This is a genomic window from Flavobacterium sp. UBA4197 (assembly GCF_002379575.1).
Taxonomy (GTDB): domain Bacteria; phylum Bacteroidota; class Bacteroidia; order Flavobacteriales; family Flavobacteriaceae; genus Flavobacterium; species Flavobacterium inviolabile.
In genome coordinates this window covers 57,553-81,118 of the sequence record NZ_DFUB01000021.1, presented here as the reverse complement: position 1 = coordinate 81,118, position 23,566 = coordinate 57,553, and the positions used below count along the sequence as shown (strand labels likewise).

17 protein-coding genes are annotated in these 23,566 nt (G+C 40.6%); 10 read left to right on the top strand and 7 right to left on the bottom strand.

Features of this window, described 5'->3' with window-relative positions; translation table 11 throughout:
• The first annotated feature begins 18 nt into the window (after positions 1 to 18).
• The 6 genes from B3394_RS12285 to B3394_RS12260 all read left to right on the top strand — a co-directional run bounded on the left by B3394_RS12285 (position 19) and on the right by B3394_RS12260 (position 9,679).
• Complete coding sequence (locus B3394_RS12285; protein ID WP_177732032.1) at positions 19 to 2,532, top strand: DUF5686 and carboxypeptidase-like regulatory domain-containing protein; 2,514 nt, start codon at positions 19 to 21, stop codon at positions 2,530 to 2,532.
• Positions 2,533 to 2,644: 112 nt separating this feature from the next.
• The gene (locus tag B3394_RS12280; RefSeq protein ID WP_177732035.1) at positions 2,645 to 3,178 is read left to right on the top strand and encodes an inorganic diphosphatase; all 534 of its coding nucleotides are present in this window, start codon (positions 2,645 to 2,647) and stop codon (positions 3,176 to 3,178) included.
• A gap of 80 nt (positions 3,179 to 3,258) precedes the next feature.
• Entirely contained in the window at positions 3,259 to 5,532 is a 2,274-nt protein-coding gene (locus tag B3394_RS12275) for a family 20 glycosylhydrolase (protein ID WP_286923827.1), read from the top strand.
• Complete coding sequence (locus B3394_RS12270) at positions 5,532 to 6,527, top strand: isoaspartyl peptidase/L-asparaginase family protein (protein ID WP_286923820.1); 996 nt, start codon at positions 5,532 to 5,534, stop codon at positions 6,525 to 6,527. The genes B3394_RS12275 and B3394_RS12270 overlap by 1 nt, the downstream gene beginning before the upstream one ends.
• A complete protein-coding gene (locus B3394_RS12265; RefSeq protein ID WP_286923817.1) occupies positions 6,528 to 7,196 on the top strand; it encodes a copper homeostasis protein CutC in 669 nt (222 codons plus the stop codon). It begins immediately after the preceding gene.
• Positions 7,196 to 9,679 (top strand): beta-mannosidase, encoded by a 2,484-nt coding sequence (locus B3394_RS12260; RefSeq protein ID WP_286923811.1) that lies wholly within the window; start codon positions 7,196 to 7,198, stop codon positions 9,677 to 9,679. Before B3394_RS12265 ends, B3394_RS12260 begins: the two co-directional genes overlap by 1 nt.
• A gap of 247 nt (positions 9,680 to 9,926) precedes the next feature.
• Here B3394_RS12260 and B3394_RS12255 read toward each other — a convergent pair whose 3' ends face one another.
• The 4 genes from B3394_RS12255 to B3394_RS12240 form a co-directional block, all read right to left on the bottom strand.
• A complete protein-coding gene (locus tag B3394_RS12255; protein WP_177732050.1) occupies positions 9,927 to 10,523 on the bottom strand; it encodes a DUF6705 family protein in 597 nt (198 codons plus the stop codon).
• A gap of 11 nt (positions 10,524 to 10,534) precedes the next feature.
• Positions 10,535 to 12,007 carry a hypothetical protein gene (locus tag B3394_RS12250; protein WP_286923806.1) on the bottom strand — a complete coding sequence of 491 codons (1,473 nt, stop codon included), beginning with the start codon at positions 12,005 to 12,007 and terminating at the stop codon, positions 10,535 to 10,537.
• Between the two features lie 486 nt (positions 12,008 to 12,493).
• Positions 12,494 to 13,108 carry a deoxynucleoside kinase gene (locus B3394_RS12245; protein ID WP_177732056.1) on the bottom strand — a complete coding sequence of 205 codons (615 nt, stop codon included), beginning with the start codon at positions 13,106 to 13,108 and terminating at the stop codon, positions 12,494 to 12,496.
• The gene (locus B3394_RS12240) at positions 13,108 to 13,899 is read right to left on the bottom strand and encodes a hypothetical protein (RefSeq protein WP_177732059.1); all 792 of its coding nucleotides are present in this window, start codon (positions 13,897 to 13,899) and stop codon (positions 13,108 to 13,110) included. The genes B3394_RS12245 and B3394_RS12240 overlap by 1 nt, the downstream gene beginning before the upstream one ends.
• Positions 13,900 to 14,021: 122 nt before the next feature.
• Between B3394_RS12240 and B3394_RS12235 the strand changes: the two genes are divergently transcribed.
• Entirely contained in the window at positions 14,022 to 14,900 is an 879-nt protein-coding gene (locus B3394_RS12235; RefSeq protein WP_273245580.1) for a GLPGLI family protein, read from the top strand.
• 101 nt (positions 14,901 to 15,001) lie between these two features.
• Here the strand turns inward: B3394_RS12235 and B3394_RS12230 are convergent, their stop codons facing one another.
• Together B3394_RS12230 and B3394_RS12225 are read right to left on the bottom strand one after the other, a co-directional pair.
• The gene (locus B3394_RS12230; RefSeq protein ID WP_286923802.1) at positions 15,002 to 15,682 is read right to left on the bottom strand and encodes a response regulator transcription factor; all 681 of its coding nucleotides are present in this window, start codon (positions 15,680 to 15,682) and stop codon (positions 15,002 to 15,004) included.
• A complete protein-coding gene (locus tag B3394_RS12225) occupies positions 15,675 to 17,096 on the bottom strand; it encodes a sensor histidine kinase (protein ID WP_286923795.1) in 1,422 nt (473 codons plus the stop codon). The genes B3394_RS12230 and B3394_RS12225 overlap by 8 nt, the downstream gene beginning before the upstream one ends.
• 142 nt (positions 17,097 to 17,238) lie before the next feature.
• On the opposite strand from B3394_RS12225, the gene B3394_RS12220 reads away from it, so the two are divergent.
• Together B3394_RS12220 and B3394_RS12215 are read left to right on the top strand one after the other, a co-directional pair.
• Positions 17,239 to 18,084 (top strand): GLPGLI family protein, encoded by an 846-nt coding sequence (locus B3394_RS12220; RefSeq protein WP_286923793.1) that lies wholly within the window; start codon positions 17,239 to 17,241, stop codon positions 18,082 to 18,084.
• A 132-nt stretch (positions 18,085 to 18,216) separates the two neighbouring features.
• The gene (locus tag B3394_RS12215) at positions 18,217 to 20,928 is read left to right on the top strand and encodes a TonB-dependent receptor (RefSeq protein WP_286923776.1); all 2,712 of its coding nucleotides are present in this window, start codon (positions 18,217 to 18,219) and stop codon (positions 20,926 to 20,928) included.
• Positions 20,929 to 20,983: 55 nt separating this feature from the next.
• Here B3394_RS12215 and metK read toward each other — a convergent pair whose 3' ends face one another.
• Positions 20,984 to 22,234 carry a methionine adenosyltransferase gene (gene metK / locus B3394_RS12210; RefSeq protein WP_177732074.1) on the bottom strand — a complete coding sequence of 417 codons (1,251 nt, stop codon included), beginning with the start codon at positions 22,232 to 22,234 and terminating at the stop codon, positions 20,984 to 20,986.
• 311 nt (positions 22,235 to 22,545) lie between these two features.
• On the opposite strand from metK, the gene B3394_RS12205 reads away from it, so the two are divergent.
• The gene (locus tag B3394_RS12205; protein ID WP_177732077.1) at positions 22,546 to 23,544 is read left to right on the top strand and encodes a T9SS-dependent choice-of-anchor J family protein; all 999 of its coding nucleotides are present in this window, start codon (positions 22,546 to 22,548) and stop codon (positions 23,542 to 23,544) included.
• The last annotated feature ends 22 nt before the right edge of the window (positions 23,545 to 23,566 follow it).

Sequence of the window (23,566 nt, the reverse complement as noted above, 5' to 3'; positions counted from 1 at the left end):
AAGCTTTTTTTTTAGCTTATGAAGAAAATTTATTACGCAACACTTTTGCTCTTTTTGTTTTCCATAGGAATTAAGGCACAGACAAAAGTTAGTGGAACGGTATACGACGAATTAAATGAACCCATGCCTTTTGCAAGTGTTTATTTCAAGGGAACCACTATAGGAGTTACAACAAACGAGAACGGTAAATTTACGCTGGCATCAGAAAACAATCAAAAAATTCTGGTAGTCTCCTTCGTAGGCTATACCAATCAGGAAGTAGTGCTGAAAAACCCGGTTACGGAAAATTTAAAAGTCAAACTAACCACCGGAGAAGAACTTCAGGAAGTGTTGATCGTTAGTAAGCCTAAAAAACACTTGTCTAAAAAAGAAAATCCTGCCTATAGAATTCTACAGGGCATCTGGGCCAATAAAAAGAAAAACGGATTGAAGCTTGCCAAATCCTACGACTATAAACGCTATTCGTCTGTTAGTCTGGGGCTGAGTAATCTGGACAGCGTGTTCCTGCGCAAAATTGTAGGCAGCGGATACGACTCGGTAGCCGAAATTGTAAAAGAAGACAAACGTCAGGATAAATTTGTCATTCCGATCTATATGAAAGAAACAAACGAACATATATACGGAGATACAGCATTAGACAAAGAAAGAATTGACATGGAAGGGGAGCGCAGTACCGGACTGAACCAGCGGGGATTTATCTTTGACAGGGTCAGCAATACCTTTACCACTATTGATGTTTATGCAGACGATATCCAGATCCTGAATAAAGCATTTATCAGCCCGATTTCCACCCGGGGATACGGTGTATATGAATACCTGTTGAAAGACAGTATCATGGAAGGAGAGAAAAAGATCTATACGATTTACTTCTTCCCGAGACAATCGGAAGACCTGGTTTTTGAAGGAAACTTTAAAGTGACCGATAAAACGTTTGCGCTGACCGAAATCTCCATGCGTACCAATAAAAACATCAACCTGAGTTTGGTGCGTAATCTTTATTTCGAAAAATATTTTGAAACATTAAACGATACCATGTACCTGCCAACGCGGGATTATTATGAAGGGGACTTCACGTTGTTTACCAAAAACGACGATGAAAAAGGATTTTATGTGAAGAAGAATTTAGTGTACAACGATTATATTCTTAACGAACCCAAGCAGCCTTCATTTTACGATGAAAAAATCATCCAGGTGAGAGGGGACCAGTTTGAGCAAAGTGATGCCTACTGGAAATCACTGAAAGCCACGGAACTCAAAACCGATGAAACCCGGAAAGTTATTGAAGACCTGAAATCCAATAAAAAGGTAAAAGGCGTAACCGATATTATTACCGTTCTGTCAACAGGCTATGTGGGCGTTTTTGATGGTATTCAGGCCGGATTTTTATGGCAGCTGATTTCCAACAACAACGTGGAAGGACTGCGTCTTCGCGCCGGTTTCAGAACCTATAAAACAGATAACGACCGGTTCCGCGCAATGGTTTACGGCGCATACGGAACAAAAGATGAAAAATTCAAATATGGTGCGGAAGCAAAATACCTGCTGAGCTTTAAACCGAGAATTGTAGTAGGAGCATCCCATCTGGACGATAACCTGCAATTGGGCGGAAGACTGATCGAAACCGATGAATTGCTGCCGAAAAACCTGAACACCAATGTGATTATCGGGCGCGGAGAAAACTATTTCCTGTCGAGAGTAATGCGAACGTCGGTGAATTTTGACTTTGCTTTTAGCAATAACCTGCACATTAACGTATCTACTGTTCGTCAAAGAATAAAAGCAGCCGATCCGGAACATTTTTCTATTGATTACCTGGCACCGGATACCGGACTGATCCGAAACGAGCTGACCGATGTGACCAGTAATATTTCCCTGATTTACACGCCAACCCGTTATGTGTACGGTTTTGGAGTAGACCAGAAAATAGGAACAACCTTATATCCGACCATTGTTTTAAAATACATCCGCGGTAATAAAGGTGTTTTTGGAGGCGACTTCGATTATAATAAAATCCAGTTATCGCTGAACAAACCTATATTCCTGAGTAATTTCGGAATCCTGAGAACCAATTTCGAATTTGGAAAAGTATTCGACCCGGTTCCTTTACCGTTGCTTAATCCTATTTCGGCCGATCAGACCTTTTCGGTAGTACCGAACTCTTTCTCGTTGCTGAACTATTATGATTTTGTAACCGATACCTATTTCACAGCTCATTTTGAACACCACTTCAACGGATTTATCCTGAACAGGATTCCGTTGATAAAGAAACTAAAATGGAGAAGTTTACTGTTGTACCGGTTTGCATACGGAAGTATTTCCCAGAAAAATATCGACATGAACCGTTCTTTTATTCAATATGCGGCACCGTCCAATAAAGTGTACAGCGAATATGGTTTCGGGATTGAAAATATCGGATATGGTAATTTCAGACCTTTTAGAGTCGATTTTATCTGGAGAACAGATTTTACCAACGTAAACGGGAAAGAATCACCAGGTTTTGGCGTAAGATTCGGATTTTTCCCTGAATTTTAACAAAAACATCCGGTAAAGCTTTTCAAAAGCAGACTATTATGTGTAATTAAACTTGTAAAAAATCAATTTTATTTTACCTTTGCAGTCGCTAAATTTAGAACTAAAAGTAAAAATGAGTACAGCAAATATTGAATCATTCGATGCACTTATCGAAATCCCAAGAGGAAGCAGAAATAAATACGAATACGATTTTGAACAAAAAAGAATCCGTTTTGACAGAATGTTATATTCTGCAATGTTCTACCCGGCAGATTACGGATTTATTCCGGAAACTTTAGCTTTAGACGGAGATCCTCTGGATGTTTTAGTATTGTTTACAGAGCCATCTATCCCGGGATGTTTGGTGGAAGTGAAACCAATCGCTGTTTTCAAAATGGCCGATGACAAAGGACCGGACGAAAAGATCGTTTGTGTACCGGTTTCTGACCCGATCATGAATAAATTAAAAGATATTTCAGATATCAATGTTCATACAATCCAGGAAATAGAACATTTCTTCGCAGTATACAAAGACCTTGAAAACAAAAAAGTTGATGTACAGGGCTGGGGAGATGTTAACGAGGCAGTAGCCATGATTGACGAATGCTCGAAACGTTTTCAGGCATTAGACCAGGCCAAAAAAGATAGCTACTCTATCAAATTATAATTTCAGAAAGCCTCATAATTTTATGAGGCTTTTTTTGTAGTTTTAAATATTCTTAACAAAAACTACAAACACAACTCAAAATGTTTAAGCAATTAACATTTCTGTTTTTACTGCTGGCCAATAGTATATTTGCTCAGGAACTGCTGCCGCTGATTCCGCAGCCCAAAGAAATCAAAAAAGGAACCGGAAATTTTGAACTGAGTGCCGGAACCTTATTACTGCTCCCGGATAGCGCTTTTCAAAATGAAGCCGATTTGTTCAATCAGGCATTACAATCCGGTTACGGCTGGGAACTTCCGGTTGTTAGCAACAGTAAAAGTCCGTTAAACACCCTAACGATCGTCAAAGACACCGATGCCGCTTCGGCTCCGGAAAGCTATTCGCTGGAAATCACAAGCGCACAGATCCGGATTAAAGCAAAAGAAAATAAAGGCGTTTTTTATGCGCTGCAAACCATATTGCAATTATTACCGGTAGCCGCAAAAGACACGATTAGCATTCCGTGTGTGACAATAAAAGACGAACCGAAATACTCCTGGAGAGGAATGCACCTGGATACCGGGCGCCATTTCTTTACAAAAGACTTCATTAAAAAATACATCGATTATCTGGCCATGTACAAGATGAATACCTTTCACTGGCATTTAACGGAAGACCAGGGATGGCGTATTGAAATTAAAAAATACCCCAGATTAACAGAAATCGGAGCCTGGCGGAAAGGCTCCATGGTAGGACATTATAACGACCAGCGGTTTGATAACGAACGGTATGGCGGATTCTATACGCAGGAAGATATTAAAGAAATTGTAGCCTATGCCCAAAAACGGCACATCACCATTGTTCCCGAAATAGAAATGCCGGGACATTCGCAGGCAGCTTTGGCGGCCTATCCGGAACTTTCCTGTACCGGAGGACCTTTTGAAGTCGCCACACAGTGGGGCGTTTTGGATGAGGTGTACTGTCCGAAAGAAACCACTTTCGAATTTCTCGAAAATGTACTTTCGGAAGTCGTGGCTTTATTTCCTTCCGAATATATCCATATCGGAGGCGATGAGTGCCCTAAAATAAGATGGAAAAACTGTCCGCATTGCCAGGCACTGATCCAAAAAGAAAACCTCAAAGACGAACACGAACTGCAAAGCTATTTTATCCGGCGGATAGAACGGTTTTTGAATACCAAAGGAAAAAAGATTATCGGCTGGGATGAAATTCTGGAAGGCGGACTGGCGCCGAATGCTGCCGTAATGAGCTGGAGAGGAACCGAAGGCGGAATCGCCGCCGCCCGGCAGAAACACTTTGCGGTAATGACTCCCGGAGCCTACTGCTATTTCGACCATTACCAGGGAGAACCCAAAAACGAACCGGTGGCTATTGGCGGTTATACCACAGTAGAAAAAGTATATTCGTTCAATCCCACTCCGGAAGTGCTCACTCCGGAAGAAGCAAAATATATTTTAGGAGCACAGGGAAATCTCTGGACGGAATATATCAAAACTCCGGAACATGCGGAATATATGATTATGCCCAGAATGCAGGCACTTGCCGAAGTGGTCTGGGGAACGTCGCAGCCCGGCAAATACAATAACTTCCAAAAACGCCTGCTACAGCATTTTGCGGTATTGGACAAAAAAGGAATCCGTTACAGTAAAGCCCTGTTTGAAATCACGTCAAAAGTAAGCCCGTCCGACAATAAAAAAGGCGTATTGTTCTGGCTCAGATCGGCACAGGATAATAAAGGCATCCATTATACGACAAACGGTACACCGCCAACAGCAAAAGCGCCGGCGTATTCAAAACCGATTCCCATTACCCGAAACACGGTCGTAAAAGCGGCCTATTTTGAAAACGGAACGCAAAAAAGCGCCGTTATCGAACAGGCTTTTTACAGGACAAAATCGACCGGTAAAAAAATAACATTGGTCAGCCAGCCTCATGAAAATTACGGCATAGGCGGCGCCTTTACATTAGTAGATGGAATGAGGGGAAATATGGAAAAGTACGGCAGGGACTGGATTGGTTTCTGGGGGAAAGACCTCGAAGCGACTATTGATCTGGGCAAAAAAACGAAACTGACCAAAGTCACGCTGGATGTTTTGGCAAACGAAGGAAGCTGGATTTATTATCCTGAAAAAGTAACGGTACTGCTTTCCGAAAACGGGAAAGACTTTAAGCAGGTGAAAGTACTTTCGGCTGCGGAAATTAGCAGTTTAAAAGGAATAATTGCCATGAATATCGGCAAACAGCAGGCAAGATTTGTCAAAGTCATTGCCAGGAATGCCGGGAAAATACCCGATGGGAAAGCCGGAGCCGGAGCGGATTCATGGTTGTTTGTTGACGAAATAATGATAGAATAATGGGAAACAGAAGAAACTTTATAAAAACCACGGCAATGGCATCGGTAGCTGTTGCGTTACAATCCTTTAAAGCACAGGAAACGGCAGACAGTATTCCGGCAGCCGGAAAAGTTAAAAAACCGATCGTGCTTTCCACTTGGCGATTTGGTATTGCTGCCAATGAAGCTGCCTGGGAAGTGCTTAAGAATAACGGCAGGGCTCTGGATGCGGTAGAAGCCGGGGTGAAAGTACCCGAAGGCGACCCAAACGAACGAAGTGTAGGCTATGGCGGACGACCGGACAGGGACGGACGCGTAACCCTGGATGCCTGTATCATGGATGAATTTTCCAATATCGGTTCCGTTGCCTGCCTGGAACATATTAAACATCCCATATCGGTAGCCAGAGCCGTTATGGAAAAAACACCACACGTCATGCTGGTAGGTGAAGGTGCTTTACAATTTGCCCTTTTACAGGGATATAAAAAAGAAAACCTGCTGGTGGAGGCATCCGAAAAAGAATGGAAGGAATGGCTGAAAACCAGTAACTATAAACCCGTTGCCAATATTGAAAATCACGATACTATTGGAATGATTGCCCTTGACGGGGCCGGTAACCTGTCCGGTGCCTGTACAACAAGCGGTATGGCATTTAAAATGCATGGTAGGGTGGGTGATTCACCTATCATTGGAGCCGGATTGTATGTAGATAATGAAATAGGTGCCGCCACAGCCACCGGTCACGGTGAAGAAGTGATCCGGATTGCCGGCTGTCATCTGGTGGTCGAACTGATGCGGCAGGGAAGATCGCCGCAGCAGGCCTGCGAAGAAGCAGTGTCCAGAATTGTAAAACTAACCAAAAACAGAAATAAGGACCTGAAAGATATCCAGGTCGGGTTTATTGCGCTGAACAAAAAAGGAGAACACGGAGCTTATTGTGTTCAGGGCGGATTTAACTATGCGAAATATGATAATTCCGGTAACCGCTTAATTGATGCGGATTATTTTTTAAAGTAAATGAGAAAATTAGAAATAGCCTGTTTTAATCCGGAATCGACCGTGATTGCACAACAAGGCGGAGCAGACAGGGTAGAACTCTGCGATACGATACAGGAAGGCGGAACCACGCCGGCCTATGCCATAACGGAACAAACAAGAACAGCACTGGCAATCGATCTTTTTGTGATGATTCGTCCGCGGGGCGGAAACTTTGTCTATTCCGAAACGGAGCTGGAACAGATGCGGTCGGATATCCGCCAGTTTAAAAAAATGGGCGTTAACGGATTTGTATTTGGTGTCTTAACGGATAACAATGCCATCGATATCGCGATTAATACCGAACTGGTAACTTTGGCAAGTCCGTTTCCTTGCACGTTTCACCGCGCTTTTGATGAAGTTCCGGATGTATTCCGCGCTTTGGAAGAAGTGATCGAATGCGGATTCCAGACGGTTTTAACTTCTGGCGGCGCCAAAAATGTAACGGAAGGCAGCAATACCTTATCCGGATTGGTTGCCCGGGCAGCGAACCGTATTGTGATCATGCCCGGCGGTGGACTGCGTTCCACGAATATCCGGTCGCTTATGGAAACGACCCAAGCGGCTTATTACCACTCTTCGGCAATTACCGATGCAACGGCTGTTGCCAGTATTGATGAGGTTATGGCGCTCAAAAAAGCCCTGCAATAATGGGAAAGATTGTGTTTCGATGCCTGATCGTTTTACTGCCATTCCTGCTGCAGGCCCAGGTTTTGGAAAAAGACTTAAGTCACGAAAAATGGGTTTTTAAAAAAAAGGGAACAACCAGCTGGTTAACAGCAAAAGTACCGGGAACGGTCCACACGGATTTACGAGAAAACGGCGTGATACCGGAACCCTTTTTTGCAGATAATGAAAAAAAGTTACAGTGGATTGAAAACGAAGACTGGGAGTATCAAACCACTTTTACACTCACAAAAGAAGAAATAGCACAGGAAAATGTTGAATTGCAATTTGACGGACTGGACACCTATGCCAAAGTTTATTTAAACGACAAGCTCATACTGGAAGCCGATAATATGTTCCGGACATGGAAAGTCGCGGTCAGTAAGGAACTGAAAGCCGGAACGAATACGCTGCATATCCTGTTTGAATCGGCTGTTAAAAAAGGAAAATCGGAAGCTTCAAAATTACCCTATATCTTACCCGGAGATGAAAAAGTGTTCACCCGGAAAGCCCAATACCAGTACGGATGGGATTGGGGGCCGCGTCTGGTTACCGCCGGAATCTGGAAACCGGTAACCCTCCGGTTCTGGAATACCGGAAAGATCAATGCCATCCGGTATGCCCAAAAAATATTGCAGGAGGATAAGGCGCTGTTAGCGTTTACCGTAACGGTTGACAGCCGGAAAACCGGAACCTTTTATTTGACAATCAACGAGCGGCAGACAAAAGTCCGTTTGAAGAAAGGCAGCAATACTATAGGAGTGGAATATCCTATAGAAAACCCTAAAAGATGGTGGACAAACGGTTTGGGTGAAGCACATCTGTATCCTTTTTCGGTAAGTCTGGCAGATCATAAAAAGAAAACCCTTGCAACAAAATCCTTGCAGATCGGTTTGCGAACGGTTGAGCTGGTTCAGGAGAAAGATGATAAAGGAAAAAGTTTTTACTTTAAACTAAACGGCGTTCCTGTTTTTATGAAAGGAGCCAATTATATCCCGGTAAACAGCTTCCTGCCGCAAGCCGGCAAAAAAAGTTATGACAACATTGTAAAAGATGCAAAAGAAGCAAACATGAACATGCTCCGCGTTTGGGGCGGCGGGGTGTATGCCGATGACGCTTTTTATGATGCCTGTGATCAAAACGGGATTCTGGTCTGGCAGGATTTTATGTTTGCCTGTGCGATGTATCCCGGTGATGCTTCGTTTTTGGATAATGTAAAAAAAGAAACAATCGACAACGTGAACCGGTTGCAGCATCATACTTCGATTGCACTATGGTGCGGGAACAACGAAAATGATGAAGGCTGGCAAAACTGGGGCTGGCAAAAACAATATCAATATACCGCTGCGGATTCCACGAAAATCCGGAACGACTATAAAAAACTGTTTCATGAAGTCATACCGCAAACGCTGGACAGCCTGTCGGGTAAAGAGAAAAACATTTACTGGCCGTCTTCGCCTTCCATTGGGTGGGGGAAAGAACAAAGCCTGCGCGAAGGCGATTCCCATTATTGGGGTGTTTGGTGGGGAATGGAACCGTTTGAAATATACAAAGAAAAAGTCGGCCGGTTCATGTCGGAATACGGATTCCAATCCATGCCCGATCGGAGTACTTTTAAAGCAATAGCGAATCCAGACGACCGGAACCTGGAATCGGAAGCTGTGAAAAACCATCAGAAACATCCAACGGGTTATCAAACGATAAAAACCTATATGGCGCGTGATTTTGTCGTTCCGGATGCATTTGAGGATTATATATACGTTTCGCAATTGCTGCAGGCAGAAGGCATGAAAACAGCTATAGAAGCACATCGCAGGGCAAAGCCGTATTGTATGGGAACTTTGTACTGGCAGTTCAACGACTGCTGGCCGGTGACCTCGTGGAGTTCCGTTGACTTTAACGGGAACTGGAAAGCACTGCACTACCAGGTACAAAAGAGTTTTGAGAACATAATCCTGTCGGTAAACAAAGAAGTAGATGATTATGCGGTTTTTATTGTCAGCGATTTGCAGACTCCGCAACAGGGAACGCTGGAAATGGAACTGCTGGATTTTAAAGGCAGGGTGCTGTTTCAGGAAAAACAGGCAGTAACATTTGCCGGAAACAGCAGTGCAAAACAGGTTGTGCTGAATGCCAAGACCCTGGCGCGTTACAATACTAAAGAAATAGTCTTGTCCGTCCGGTTGCAGCTTCAGGATGGCAGTATGAAAAATGCCTTGTACTATTTTGAGAAAAATAAGGATTTGCTGTTGCCGAAACCTACTATTACCATTCAGAAAAAGGATGTCGGAACACTCGAAATTACTACCGATGTTTTGGCGAAAAATATTCAGCTGTCGGCAGAGGGAACCCATTTTAGTGATAACTACTTTGACCTGTTACCCCAAGAAAAACGACTTATAAAAATGACGGGTGAAGGAAAGCTGCCAGACTGCAAAAACCTTTATGAAGTACAGTCTAAAAAATAATAGTAAATACTTTTTGTTGAATATCAAGTTGTTTCGTTGTATTCATTATAAATATGCTTTAAGTGCTTTTTCTAATGAGTTTTTATTCAGATCAATTAGTTAGACATAAAAAATAGCTACTAACTTTTAGGATAAACCAGCAGGTATAATCTTGGATAAAGCTAAGTCTGTGAGTTCCTGATTTTAAGTGTTGAAAGAACGGTTTGCTTTCTGGCGGTTTGCAGGAACGGGGCAAACTGCCTGAAAATTACGGCTGTTTCGTCAAAATGTATTTTCCAATAGGTACACTTTCGTATCCTGCGGGTATTGGCGGAAGTTCGTCGGTATATACGTATGTTTCCGGCTTTAACCCCAGTTTCAGCTTTTCTGTGCCATTTTCTGTATAATATGATAAACTCATTCGTGCTCCCAAATACTCAACTACAGGGTCCTTAAATATTCCTATTACTACTTTACGCTGTCCCGGTAAGCATTCGTCACATCTCCTGATAATTGTAGCATAAATGTTATTTGCCCCGTAGGTTGTTGCATTTTGTTCAAGACTGTTAAGCGTATTGGTCTGCTGTGTTCCATTGTAGACAAATGAATATTCACCTACCAGTATATCGGTCATATAATCCCCGTAAGGAACAGTCACTTGATTTTTCTTCTTTAGTACTATGGTTAATGAAGTGGTTCCATCGCTATATTTCCATGTCCCCTGAAATTTATTCAGATCATTATCAATGTCTTTATAATATCCCCCGGTGATCGCATCGGAAGAAAGATATAGCGGATATTGATTTTGAGAATAACTTACAATTGTATTGATAAGAAGTACTATTATTACAAGTGTTTTTTTCATGTTTTAGAATTTTATTGGTTACATGGTATACTTGTTACCTCGTTTGGAGTATTCGGGTCTATTATTACCTTAGACCAGTTAGGATTTGCGCCGTAAAGATCATTATTGCTGGCTTGATAAATAGCGATATCCAGATTGTATTTATCGTTTACAAATTTTATAAATTCCCTTAGGAGTGTGTTTTGATCCACATCCCATGGCTTTCCATTTTTTTCATATATTTCCTGTAATTCATCAATGAACTTTCTTTTGGCTGTAGCATTCTGAAATTTAACAGAGAGTGCAGATAGTGCCTGAAGATTGTTCGGGATCAATGCATAGGTGTTGTCGGGAGCAACCATAATATTGGTCACAGGATAATCAATCGACTGGATGTTAATACTATTACTCATCGCTATCTGATAAGGAATAAACAAATCGTCTGCTGAAAACATTGGATAACTGGAATCTTCATCTTCTATTTTTACAGGATGATTATGTACAACACCAAAAGTAGTAGGATATACTCTTATAATACCACTTCTGGTTCCTGAAATTCCAGGGCGCAATGAAACATTCTTATTCGTTTTGTTATATTCCAAAGAGTATACCGTTTCTAAGTTGTTCTGCAAATTATTTTTCAAATAATTTAATCCGTTCTTAACAATTTTTTGTTTCAGAAGATTTCCCAGTTGTACACAGGGGTTTGGTGATACTGATGTAGCATTGGGATCCATTTCTTCAACTGGTGCAGTTGTAAAATCAGGGCAACGCAGACAATTATTAGGTGGAGTTAAAATATCCCCATCGGTTGGTACCTCTCCGTCTCCTCCACCTCCAGATCCACCCATTCCATCACCACCAGAGTAACCACCTGCACCTCCTCCGAAACTTCCTCCTCCTGCCGTCATATCACAAGTTGTTGTTGTAACACCATATAGATATTCGTTATTGTTGCAATTCGGTCCGGCAACATGTACGGGTCCTATGGCATTTCCTGACGAATGTTCTTTACACATCATGATAGTAGCCGTGACACAATGCAATGTTCTCTCTGCCGGCTCTATGTTATATTTGATAGGACTGATGTGGATATCTCCTTTAAAGTAAAATGATCCGTGCACATTACTTAAGCTTAAAGGTGTAGATTTTGTATACTTCACGATATAGGCACTTGTCTGCTCCAGACTATCAACGTTTATAACCAGGTTCTCAAAATAGGCAGGACTATTATGCTCCTTTGTTATTTTAAAGGTGTAGGAAGTCCTGTTGTCAGCCTCTATTACCTTTGCACCATGTGGCACAATAGTAAAACCATACTGGGCTTCCATCATTGTGCGGGATTTTTCCTTAGTGGTGTAAATTTTATTGTAGGCAGCCATAAACTTACGCTCACCAAGTAGTTCATCCAGAGAGGCTTCCCTGATTTTGATCTTTGCTGTATAGTTTTCCCTGCGGACTACTTCCTCGTTCAGCTCGCAGCCTGCCAGCAGCACCAGGGTCATAAAAAGCCATATTTTAAAAACAGTTTTCATAAATTGTTATAAAAATGTGTTTGCAAATATTACTCCCTGAAAAACAAAACAATTACGGAAAATCCGTAATTAAGGTATTTTGTACCCAAAATGAGTATAAATGCGTAGTAAAACCTTTTATTTTTCTTACAACAGGTATCACGAATACTTAAAATAGTATAGACTAACAGGTTAGCGGCTTCAGAGTCAAACCGTATCACGATGGGGATAATGGTTTGTAATACAGAAAAACACTGTGCTATTGACGGTGTCACCCCTTTTCGGTCAAGTGTTCCGGTAGGGGGGTGAGGTATGGCAGTAAAAGTTTCTTTTCACCCGCGACAGAACGGGTATAAAATGATGCACCAAATGTATAAGTATGTAGGAGTGTTATATCACCTAAAAAGAAAAACGATTGTAAATAAATGATTTACAATCGTTTTTAGTTGTTTTGATGTATTTGTGTAAACTTTTATTCTAAAATAAACCGTTGATTTCGGCATCAATTCGGTTGATGATGTTTCCAAGATCTTCCGGATTGTCTACAAAATTGATATTGTCTACATCGATGATCAGCAATTTTCCTTTGGTATACGTTTGGATCCAGGCTTCATAACGTTCGTTTAACCGGCTTAAATAATCAATAGAAATGGTATTTTCATATTCACGCCCTCTTTTATGAATCTGGTTAACCAGGTTCGGAATGGAACTGCGCAGATAGATCAATAGATCCGGCGGAGCGACCAAACCTTCCATTAATTCGAAAAGAGACGTATAATTGCTGAAATCACGATTTGTCATTAATCCCATAGCATGAAGATTGGGTGCAAAAATATGTGCATCTTCATATATGGTTCTGTCCTGTATGATTTTTTTACCGCTTTCGCGAATTTGTAAAACCTGGCGGAAACGACTGTTTAAGAAATAAATCTGAAGGTTAAATGACCAACGATCCATTTGGTGGTAAAAATCGTCCAGATAAGGATTGTCAACCACATCTTCAAAATGGGGTTCCCATTTGAAATGTTTTGCTAAAAGTCGGGTTAATGTTGTTTTTCCGGCGCCAATGTTTCCTGCTACAGCTATATGCATTATGGTAATATGATTTTATAATTCTTGATTTCGTTATCGGTAAAAATAGATAAAATTTGCTCTTTATAATAAAAACTTTCAATGCTTTTTTCCAGTATCGGAACAATTTGAGCCGTTTGATTTTCTAAATTATAAAGGGACAACAGATTGCCTTTTTTTAATAAAACCTGAGAAGTGCTGATAAATTGTATCGCATCGGCTTCCGGTGCTTTTCCCAGGAAGCTGATCTTTCCGAAAATATTGGAAACATAACAGTTCTGATTCCCGTCTATCCAGTAAAAATAATTGTAATCCGACTGGTATTGTACCGGAGTGTCTTTTATGGGCGATGAAACAGCGCTAAAGGTATTTTTGTAAATATCGTACAAACCCAGTTTCTGGGAATTCTGATCAAACAGCCACAACCGGTTTTGCGATGCTAGGCTCACGGCTGTCGGAAAAAGCTCCGGGTTGCTTTCTGAAAAATTTATTTTTGTGGTTTCATTTAACTGATTGTCCAGCAATACGGCAGCATTAAAAGATTTATAATACAAAACGATCTGCAAGGGACTCTGTAAATCCACCTGTTTGATTCGTCCGAAAGTCAGGTTGCGGTACTGAAACTTTTGCGTCGCATTGCTCTTCCGGAATTCGTTATCTTTGATGGTATAGGAAAAGCCAAAAGGATCTTTCCCTACAAAAACAGCTCCTTCGGTATTGTCACTGGCAATAAAAACTGCGTCAATGCTTTTTTGCTGGGCAAAAGCAAGGGAACAACAGGATAAAAAAAGATAGAGGAGTATTTGCTGCATAATGATGCAAATTACGAATAAACCTTTTATGATATAAAAAGTCCAATACAAAAATAATTTTTGATTGTAACAAAATCAAGGCTGAGAAGTCTTATGAGATAAACAAACCAGACAATAACATTATGAAAAAGAAAATAGTAACCGCGATTGCAGTATTCGGCTTTGCCATCACGTCGTTTGCCCAGAATTTTCAGGGAATGGCGGTTTATGAATCCAAAACAACAATATCCGATTTCAAAATGGAGGGAAGGGACATCACGCCCGAAATGCAGAAAATGATCCAGGAGCGAATGAAAAAAATGCTGGAGAAAACATTTGTCCTGAATTTTGACCGTTCCACTTCAATCTATAAAGAAGAAGAAAAACTGGATGCACCCGGACAACAGGGACCAGGCTCCCGAATGATGAACTCGATGATGGGAAGCGGCGGTACTTTCTTTAAAAATGTAAAAGAGAAAAGCTATACTGTTGACAAAGAATTTATGGGAAAAGAATTCTTAATTGTGGACAGCTTACCCAAACTGAACTGGAAACTGGAAAGTGAAACCAAAAAAATAGGTGATTATAACTGTTTTAAGGCAACAGCTGTAAAGCCGGTTAGCCAGTCCGATTTCCGAAACTTCAGAAGAAAGAAAGAGGATACGAAAAGCGATGAGGCTAAAAAAGAGAAAACAACAAACTTTATGGAAGATTTCGAAATGCCGAAAGAAGTAACCATAACGGCCTGGTACACTCCGGATGTTCCGGTTAACCAGGGACCGGAAAGTTACTGGGGATTACCGGGACTGATTTTGGAAGTAAATGACGGTAAAACGGTAATTGTTTGCTCTAAGGTTGTGTTGAATGCAAAAGATAAAGTGGAAATAAAAGCCTCTAAAAACGGTAAAGTCGTAAAACAAAAAGAATACGACGATATTGTAGTGAAAAAAATGGAAGAGATGCGGGAAATGTCCAAAGGACAACAGGGCGGGAACAGAATGCAGATGCGAATGGGCCGATAGTTTTCAGTACTATATATGACCAGACCGGTTTCTCCTGATTGTAATAATCATACGGGAAACCGGTTTTTTTATTATAATAATACGGATGTAGAAAAGAACGCTTAACAGATCAGTTTATAACCTCTTCCGCGAATGTTAATGATCTGGATACTGCTGTCCAGTGTCAGTTTTTTTCGCAATTTTGAAATAAACACATCCATACTTCTGCCGTTAAAAAAATCATCTTTACCCCATATTTTATTTAAGGCAAACGACTTGTCTACAATTTCATTTTTGTTTTCCAGCAGCAGTTTTAAAACCAAAGCTTCCCGGTGGGTTAAATAAAAAACCAGTGCCTGGTGCTCTAAAGTCTGCTTGTTGTAATTAAAACGGTAACGGCCAATATTCAGCTGTTCCTCCGGATTGCTTTTACCGGTCCGGCCTAACAGGGCATGGATTCTGACGATTAATTCCTCCATACTAAAAGGCTTTTTCAGATAATCGTTGCCGCCATATTGAAAACCGTCCACCACATCCTGAACCTGCGATTTCGCACTTAAAAAAATAATCGGAATTGTCTTGTCTTTTTTCCGGATTTCCTGGGCGAGTGTAAAGCCGTCTTTTTTCGGCATCATTATATCCAGAACGATTGCATCTGGTTTTTCATGTATAAAATGAGCCAAAGCCTCTACACCGTTTAGACAGTGCGTTACTTTAAAATCCCGGGTTTCCAGGCTTTCTTTGATAATCAGGCCCAGAGTGGCTTCATCTTCTGCCAGTAAAATAGTCACCTTGCTACTCATGAGGAATGAAAATTTTAAAAGTTGTTTGTGTTTCTGCGATGAGGTCTATTTTGCCACCGTGTTTTTCGACAATGTTTTTACAATAATACAGACCGATGCCAAATCCTTTTTCGTCATGCTGATTGTTTTTGGGTACCCTGTAAAACTTCTCAAATATTTTCTGACGGTGGATCTTGTCAATGCCTTTCCCGTTATCCGAAACGGCAATCTCCACACCGGCATCCGTTTTTTGCAGGGTAACGGTAATGCAGTCGCCACCGTATTTCAGGGCATTGTCGATGAGGTTTGAAATGACATTTTCAAAATGAAATGTATCTGCAAAAATAATCACGGGTGTATCCGGATTGTGGAATACAATTGCTTTATCGGTATTGATCCGGAACTTGTCAATAGCGGTGTTTATCAGTCCGATAAGCGCAACCGGTTCTTTTTGCAGCCTTAGCTGGTCGCTTTCTAAAATGGACGTTTCCAGTATTTTCTCTACAATAAGGTTTAATTTAGACAAATGCTGATTGGAAATTTCAAGGTACTTCTTTGTTTTTTCGGGTTCATTGTCCGAATTGAACTTTTCAATACCTTCCAGAGCACTGTTCACAACGGCTATAGGCGTTTTAAGCTCATGGGAAACATTACTGATAAAATCGTTTTTAATGATTGCAAGCTGTTTCTGTTTGCGGATAATATGCAGCAAATAAAAAAGACAGAAAACAATACTCAGCGATAACACCAGCGATAATATAATGCCCAGCATACCTTCCTGTAAGGCCGGGTAAAATATATCCGGGAAAAACAGCTCGATATTGCTGTTCTGAGGCAGGAAGGAAGACTTGGAACGCGTGGAGAAAAGGTACTTTTTGTCTTCCGGATTATGGTATTGCGATACGGTATTGAAATGCACTTTATAAAGCAAGGCATAATCAAAATCAAGGTTTTTCCGGGCAAACTCTTTATCGATGTATTGGGCGATTTTTTTTAGATCAACGCTGTCCTGCCGCACCGAGATCACAATCTTTTCGGCTAAAACCCGGACATCTTTAATATTGTCCGGTTTGGGAAGTCCGGCTTCGTTGGAAATGAAAATAGTGGTCGCTTTTTTCCGTTTTGGTGCGGTGGAATCCGTATGAATTTCGGTATGGTAAAAATTAATGTTTTTGGCATCGCGCTGTAATTTCGAATGGATCGGCATTGGAAGTGCCACATCTTTGCCGGTAGTCGAATAAATAATATTGGACTTTGCCTTGTCATTGTAATAATTGTCGATACTGCTGTCTAAAGCACTTTGGGCAGCAAGGATAATACGCTGCTTATTGGTATCATAATTATTGATATTCCAATATATCTGAATGATTACAGTAATCAGGACCACTGTAACTGCAATCAGAAGCATACCGTTATGACGAAAAAAGGATTTCATAAATCAAATGTAAGAACTGTTCGCCTACTTTTTTTACCGTTAACACACGTTAACACTAATTACAATCCGGTTAAAACTCGCTTTGTTAGTTTTGATTACTCTTTACAGCGTAAAAGAAATAACTAACATAATAAAAATAATCATGATTCGAATTAGTATTATCATTGTAGGATTATTGTTGTTGAGCATCGGGAAAATCTTTGCTCAGGACTTTAGCGGTATGGCGGTTTATGAAACCAAAATGACTGCCCCGAAAATAACATTTTCCGGAAGCGGAATAACCCCGGAAATTGAAAAAAGCCTGGAAGAAAAGGTTAAAAAGAATTTTGAAAAAACCTATACCCTCTCTTTTGACAAGTCGGCGTCACTATATGAAGAAGAAGAAAGACTGAAATCGCCTTTGAGCAGCAGTGGCGGCAGCGGCATGCAGATCACGGTTGGCGGCAGCGGCAAAAAATATAAAAACATAAAACATAAAAGATATGCACTGGCAACGGAAATAATGGGCAAAGAATTCCTGATTAAAGACTCCCTGCCTAAACTGAACTGGAAACTGGAAAACGAAACCCGGAAAATCGGCGATTATACCTGTTATAAGGCAACCCTGGTGCGGAAAGTGGAAAAATCCGGCTTTAAAGACAAGGAAAGTTCCGGAAAAGCCAAAACGACTTCCCTGTTAAAAGACCTTGAATCACCCGATTCGGAAACGATAACAGCCTGGTATGCACCGGAAATTCCGATTAGCCAGGGACCTGATGATTACTGGGGATTGCCGGGTTTAATACTGGAAATAAACGAAAAGAAAAGTGTTATTCTCTGCTCTAAAATTGTTTTAAACCCTAAAGAAAAAAAAGAGGTGAAAGAGCCTAAAAACGGTAAGGTGGTAACCCAGAAAGAATATGACGCAATATTGGAGAAAAAAATGGAAGAACAGCTGGAATCGTTCCAAAACAGTAAAGGAAAAACGATCATCAGAGTAGGAGGATAAGGCGGGAAAAATATTAATTGCCTGATAATAGCGAATTAAAGTAACAAAAGGAATTTTTTTTCGTCTAAGAGATTGAACCTTATGCGGTTTTTAAAGTCTTATCAGCACGATATCAGAAAAGCGAAAATAAAAATGAGAAAATATTTACATTTAATTGTTTGTTTATTGTCTATTGCCGGTTATGCCCAAAACGTAAAATTTGAAGGCACGATAAAAGATACCACAGGCGTACCGCTGGAAATGGCGAATATTATGGCAATCAATCAGGAAACCAAAGCCATGGATTCCTATGCGATTACCAATGATGCCGGAAGATTCCAACTGGTGTTAAAAGCCAATACCAGTTATACCATAAAAGCCAGTTATATCGGATTCAATGCTTTTGAAGAAACGGTAAAAACGGGTACAACCGCCATCAGCCGGGTTATTGCGCTGCGGGAAGGTATCGATTTACAGGGCGTGCAGATTGTAAAAGAAATGCCGGTAACGATAAAAGGCGATACGATTGTTTACAATGCCGATTCGTTTAAAAACGGAACAGAGCGAAAACTGGAAGATGTGCTGAAAAAATTACCCGGCGTTGAGGTTAATGCCGATGGTGAAATTGAAGTAGAAGGCAAAAAAGTACAGAAGGTCATGGTGGAAGGTAAAGACTTTTTTGACGGTGATACTAAGATTGCGACAAAAAACATTCCTGCCGATGCGCTGGATAAAATCCAGGTACTGCGAAACTATAACGAAGTATCCAACCTGAAAGGACTGGAAAATAATGAAGAAAATGTAGCCTTGAATATCAAGCTGAAAGAAGGGAAGAAAAACTTCTGGTTTGGGGAAATGATGGCGGGAATCGGAGCTGGGCATAAGGAAGACCGGCATATCCTGAATCCGAAACTGTTTTATTACAACCCGAAATACAGTGTGAACGTTATCGGGAACCTGAACAATATCGGGGAACTGCCGCTCACGATGCAGGATTATTTTAAATTCTCGGGCGGGTTCAAGAACATGATGCGAAAAGGAGGAACCAATTTTAACGTGTCTTCGAACGATTTGGGAATATTGGGACTGCGCAACAACAGAGCCAAAGAAATAGACGTTAAATTCGGTGCGGCAAACTTTAGCTATAATCCTTCCAAAGCCTGGACGATTAGCGGCTTTAGTATTTTTTCTGCCAATAAAACCGATCTGGAAACCAATTCGAGAACAGTCAGAACCGATAAACTGCCAGACGGAACATCGGCTACCGTTACCGAAGAGCGCCAGGAACTGACCCGGCAGAAAACCAACCTCGGCATGCTGAAACTGAGCTCAAGCTATGTGCCTTCCGATAAAGTACATTTTGACTATGACGGCTTCTTTAAAATTTCCGATCAGAAAGAATCGAACAGCGTTTTTTCGAGTTTGCTGGATGACATCTATACCAATAAAAAACAAAAACCGTTTTCCATTAATCAGAACCTGAATTACTATTATACGCTGAACAATAAAAACGTATTTGCTTTTGAATTGCAGCATTTGTACCAGGAAGAAGACCCGTTTTATAACGCCAACCTGAAACTACAGCCGTTCCAGTTATCCGGTTACCTTCCGGGACAAAACCGGAATGATGTAACACAGAACCGCTTTGTGAAAACCAATAAAGCAGATGCCAAGTTTGATTACTACTATATGCTGACGCCGAAAAGCAATATTAATGTAACGGTGGGTAATACCTATTCGCATCAGAACTTTAATTCGAATATTTTCCAGATCCTGGACAACGGGAATACCAATAATTTAACCGATCCGCAGAATAATAATGAGGTGAATTACACCTTTAATGATGTGTTTGTAGGATTGCATTATAAGTTCATTACCGGGAAATTCACCTTTAATCCGGGATTCAGTCTGCACAATTATACGATGAATAACCAACAGCTGAACAGTGAGTTTAAAAATGATTTCGTTAGAGTGTTGCCCGATTTTTATGCCTTGTATCAAATTAAAAAGTCGGAAACCCTGACCTATAATTTCTCATTGGCGAATAATTTTACCGACATTAGTAAAGTAGCCGAAGGGTATGTTTTTTCCAATTACAACAGCTTGTTCAGCGGTAACAGAATGCTGGAAAACTCGCTGTCGCAAGTGCATTCCCTGCGTTACTTTAAATACAATATGTTCAATTTCGAAAACATCTTTGCGAACATTACCTATACCCGTCAAACGGATGCCGTAAAATCCAAAGCCTTTTTTGACGGTGTGAACCAGGTATCGTCTTCGGTAAACATGAATTCTGCTTTTGCAGATGAGAGCTTTTCTGCCAGTGCCAATTATGGAAGATCGTTCTGGAGATATTACAAAGCTTCTGTGGGCGGAAACTTTAACTGGAGTAAGAATAACAACATCAGGGTGTTCCAGGGCGGTGTGGAAGAAATCCAGACAACCGATTCGTATACGCAGAATTACAACGTGAAACTGGCAACAAACTTTAAAAGAATCCCGAATATCGAACTAGGATACGGCTTTACTAAAAATGATTTTTTCAGTGATACCTTCTTTGTCGACAGCCCTTCGGTAACGCTGGAATATTATTTCCTGGATGCCTTTTCATTTACTTCCGATTATACTTTTTACCACAACAGGAACAAGGATAATACAATTAACAACGAATATGATTTCCTGAATGCCAGTCTGATCTACCAGAAGAAAGACAGCAAATGGGAATACAAACTGTCGGCAACCAATTTGCTGAATACCACTTCCCTGAACGACAGCAGTTTCAGTCAGTTGGGAGGTTCCAGCAGTTTCTCACAATATATCATACAGCCGAGGTATATTATTTTAAGTCTGAAATATAACTTATAGCATCCTATAAAAAAAGCCTGCATCGAGCAGGCTTTTTATTTTATAAAAACGTTGGTTACAAACCGAAAGCTTCTTTTATAGTCGCTACGTAATCCAGTTTTTCCCATGTGAACAATTCAACGGTAACTGTTTTCTCTTTTCCGCCCGGAGCGATAAAAGTTTTGGTAACGGTTTCCGGAGTTCTTCCCATGTGTCCGTATGCAGCAGTTTCACTGTAAATAGGGTTTCTTAATTTTAAACGTTGCTCGATAAAATAAGGACGCATATCAAAAATAGCTTCCACTTTTTTAGCGATCTCACCATCGGTTAAGTTTACTTTCGAAGTACCGTAAGTATTGATGTAAATACCCATTGGTTTAGCAACACCAATAGCATAGGATACCTGAACTAAAATCTCATCGGCTACACCGGCAGCCACAAGGTTTTTAGCGATATGACGGGTTGCATAAGCCGCACTACGGTCTACTTTACTCGGATCTTTTCCGGAGAAAGCACCACCACCGTGAGCTCCTTTACCACCATAGGTATCTACGATAATCTTTCTTCCGGTTAATCCGGTATCTCCGTGAGGACCACCAATAACGAATTTTCCGGTTGGATTGATATGATACTGGATCTTATCGTTGAATAAATGAGCATATTGAGGGTTCTGCGCGATAATACGGGGAATTAAAATCTCAATAATATCTTTTTTGATTTTTGCCAACATTGTTTCCTCATCAGCAAAATCATCATGTTGTGTAGAAATTACAATAGCATCGATACGAACCGGTTTGTTATTGTTGTCATATTCTAACGTTACCTGCGATTTTGCATCCGGACGTAAATAGGTGATTTCGTTATTCTCACGACGTAAAGCTGATAATTCCTGAAGTAATTTGTGAGAAAGGTTTAATGCTAATGGCATAAAATCTGCCGTTTCATTTGTAGCATAACCAAACATCATTCCCTGGTCGCCTGCACCTTGCTCTTCTTTGCTGGAACGGTCAACACCCTGGTTAATATCCTGAGATTGCTCGTGAATAGCAGAAAGTACACCACAAGAGTTGGCCTCAAACATGTACTCGCTTTTGGTATAACCGATTTTTTTGATCACTTCACGGGCAATTTGCTGCACATCAAGATAAATCTTCGACTTTACCTCACCGGCAAGAATAACCTGCCCGGTTGTTACTAACGTTTCACAAGCTACTTTCGATTCCGGATCGAAAGCTAAAAAATTATCAATTAAAGCATCAGAAATTTGATCGGCAACCTTATCTGGATGTCCCTCACTAACGGATTCTGACGTAAATAAATAAGCCATAAAATTAGATTTTTAATAATTAAGCGAGGAAAAAATATTGCAGGTAATGCCTAAAGAAGTATGTACTGCTTTAGCATTTTTTAGTACCAAAAACGAAATCTGGTAATAGAGGTTGCAATCAGTTCAAATTTTTCCTCTGAAATTTGTTGCAAATGTATGAAAGAGTTTTTTAAACTAAATAAAAAATAACAAAAAAAAATAACAAGAAGAGCAGTAGTTGTGAAAAAGGTAAGTTTAACAATTGCGAATTGTTCTTTAATGTATTTAAATTATTACATTGCCGTCACAATAACTCTTAAAAAATAATAAACATGAAGAAAACTTTACTTTCTCTTTTATTTTGTGTTCCTTTTTTAGGTCAGGCACAAAATCTTTACAATTACGGATTCAACGGTACAACGGCCGACATGACGACTGCAGGTTGGGTAAGAACAAATCAAAGTACATCTGCTTCTACCACACTTTGGACAGTTGGTTCTTATACTCCGGTTGTAGTTAATACCCTGGGAGTACCACCGGTACAGGCTACTCCGTTTCAGAATCAGGCGTATACAAACGGTCAGACCTGCCCGATACCAAACGGACAGGATGGAACGCCAAACACATTTGCATTGGTTAACTTTACCAGTACATCAAGTTCTGCTACTTCGGGAGCAACAATCAGTAACTGGTTAATTTCTCCTGTTGTTACCGTACAAAACGGGGATATTATTACCTTCTACTCAAGATTAGGGAAATACTCCGCTACCGGTGCAGCATCTTTTGCAGATAATTTACAATTGCGAATGAGTACTAATGGTGCTGCAACTGTGAATCCTGCAGGAGGACCAACAAACCTTGGTGATTTTACAAACCTGTTGGTAGAAATCAATCCGGCATTGAACCTAACGTCTTACCCGACAACGTGGACGCAGTTTTCATATACCGTTACAGGATTATCAGGACCAACTGCAGTTAAATTAGGTTTCCGTTATTTTGTAACAAATGCAGGACCTAACGGTTCTAACTCGGATATTATCGGAATCGATACATTCTCTGTAGACAGACCATTAGGAACAAGCGATTTCTTTGCTAAAAACTTTACCGTTTTCCCTAACCCGGCAAACGATGTATTGAATATCACGGCTAAAAACAATACCGAGATCAAAGGAATTCAGATCACGGACTTGAACGGAAGAGTGGTGAAAAAAATGAATCAGCAAACACAAGCAGAAGTACAGATCAATGTAGCGGATCTGACTGCCGGAGCATATTTTATTTCGGTAGAAACGAATGATGGAAACGCAACATCTAAGTTCTTAAAGAACTAAAAAAATAACGTTTTAGAATATT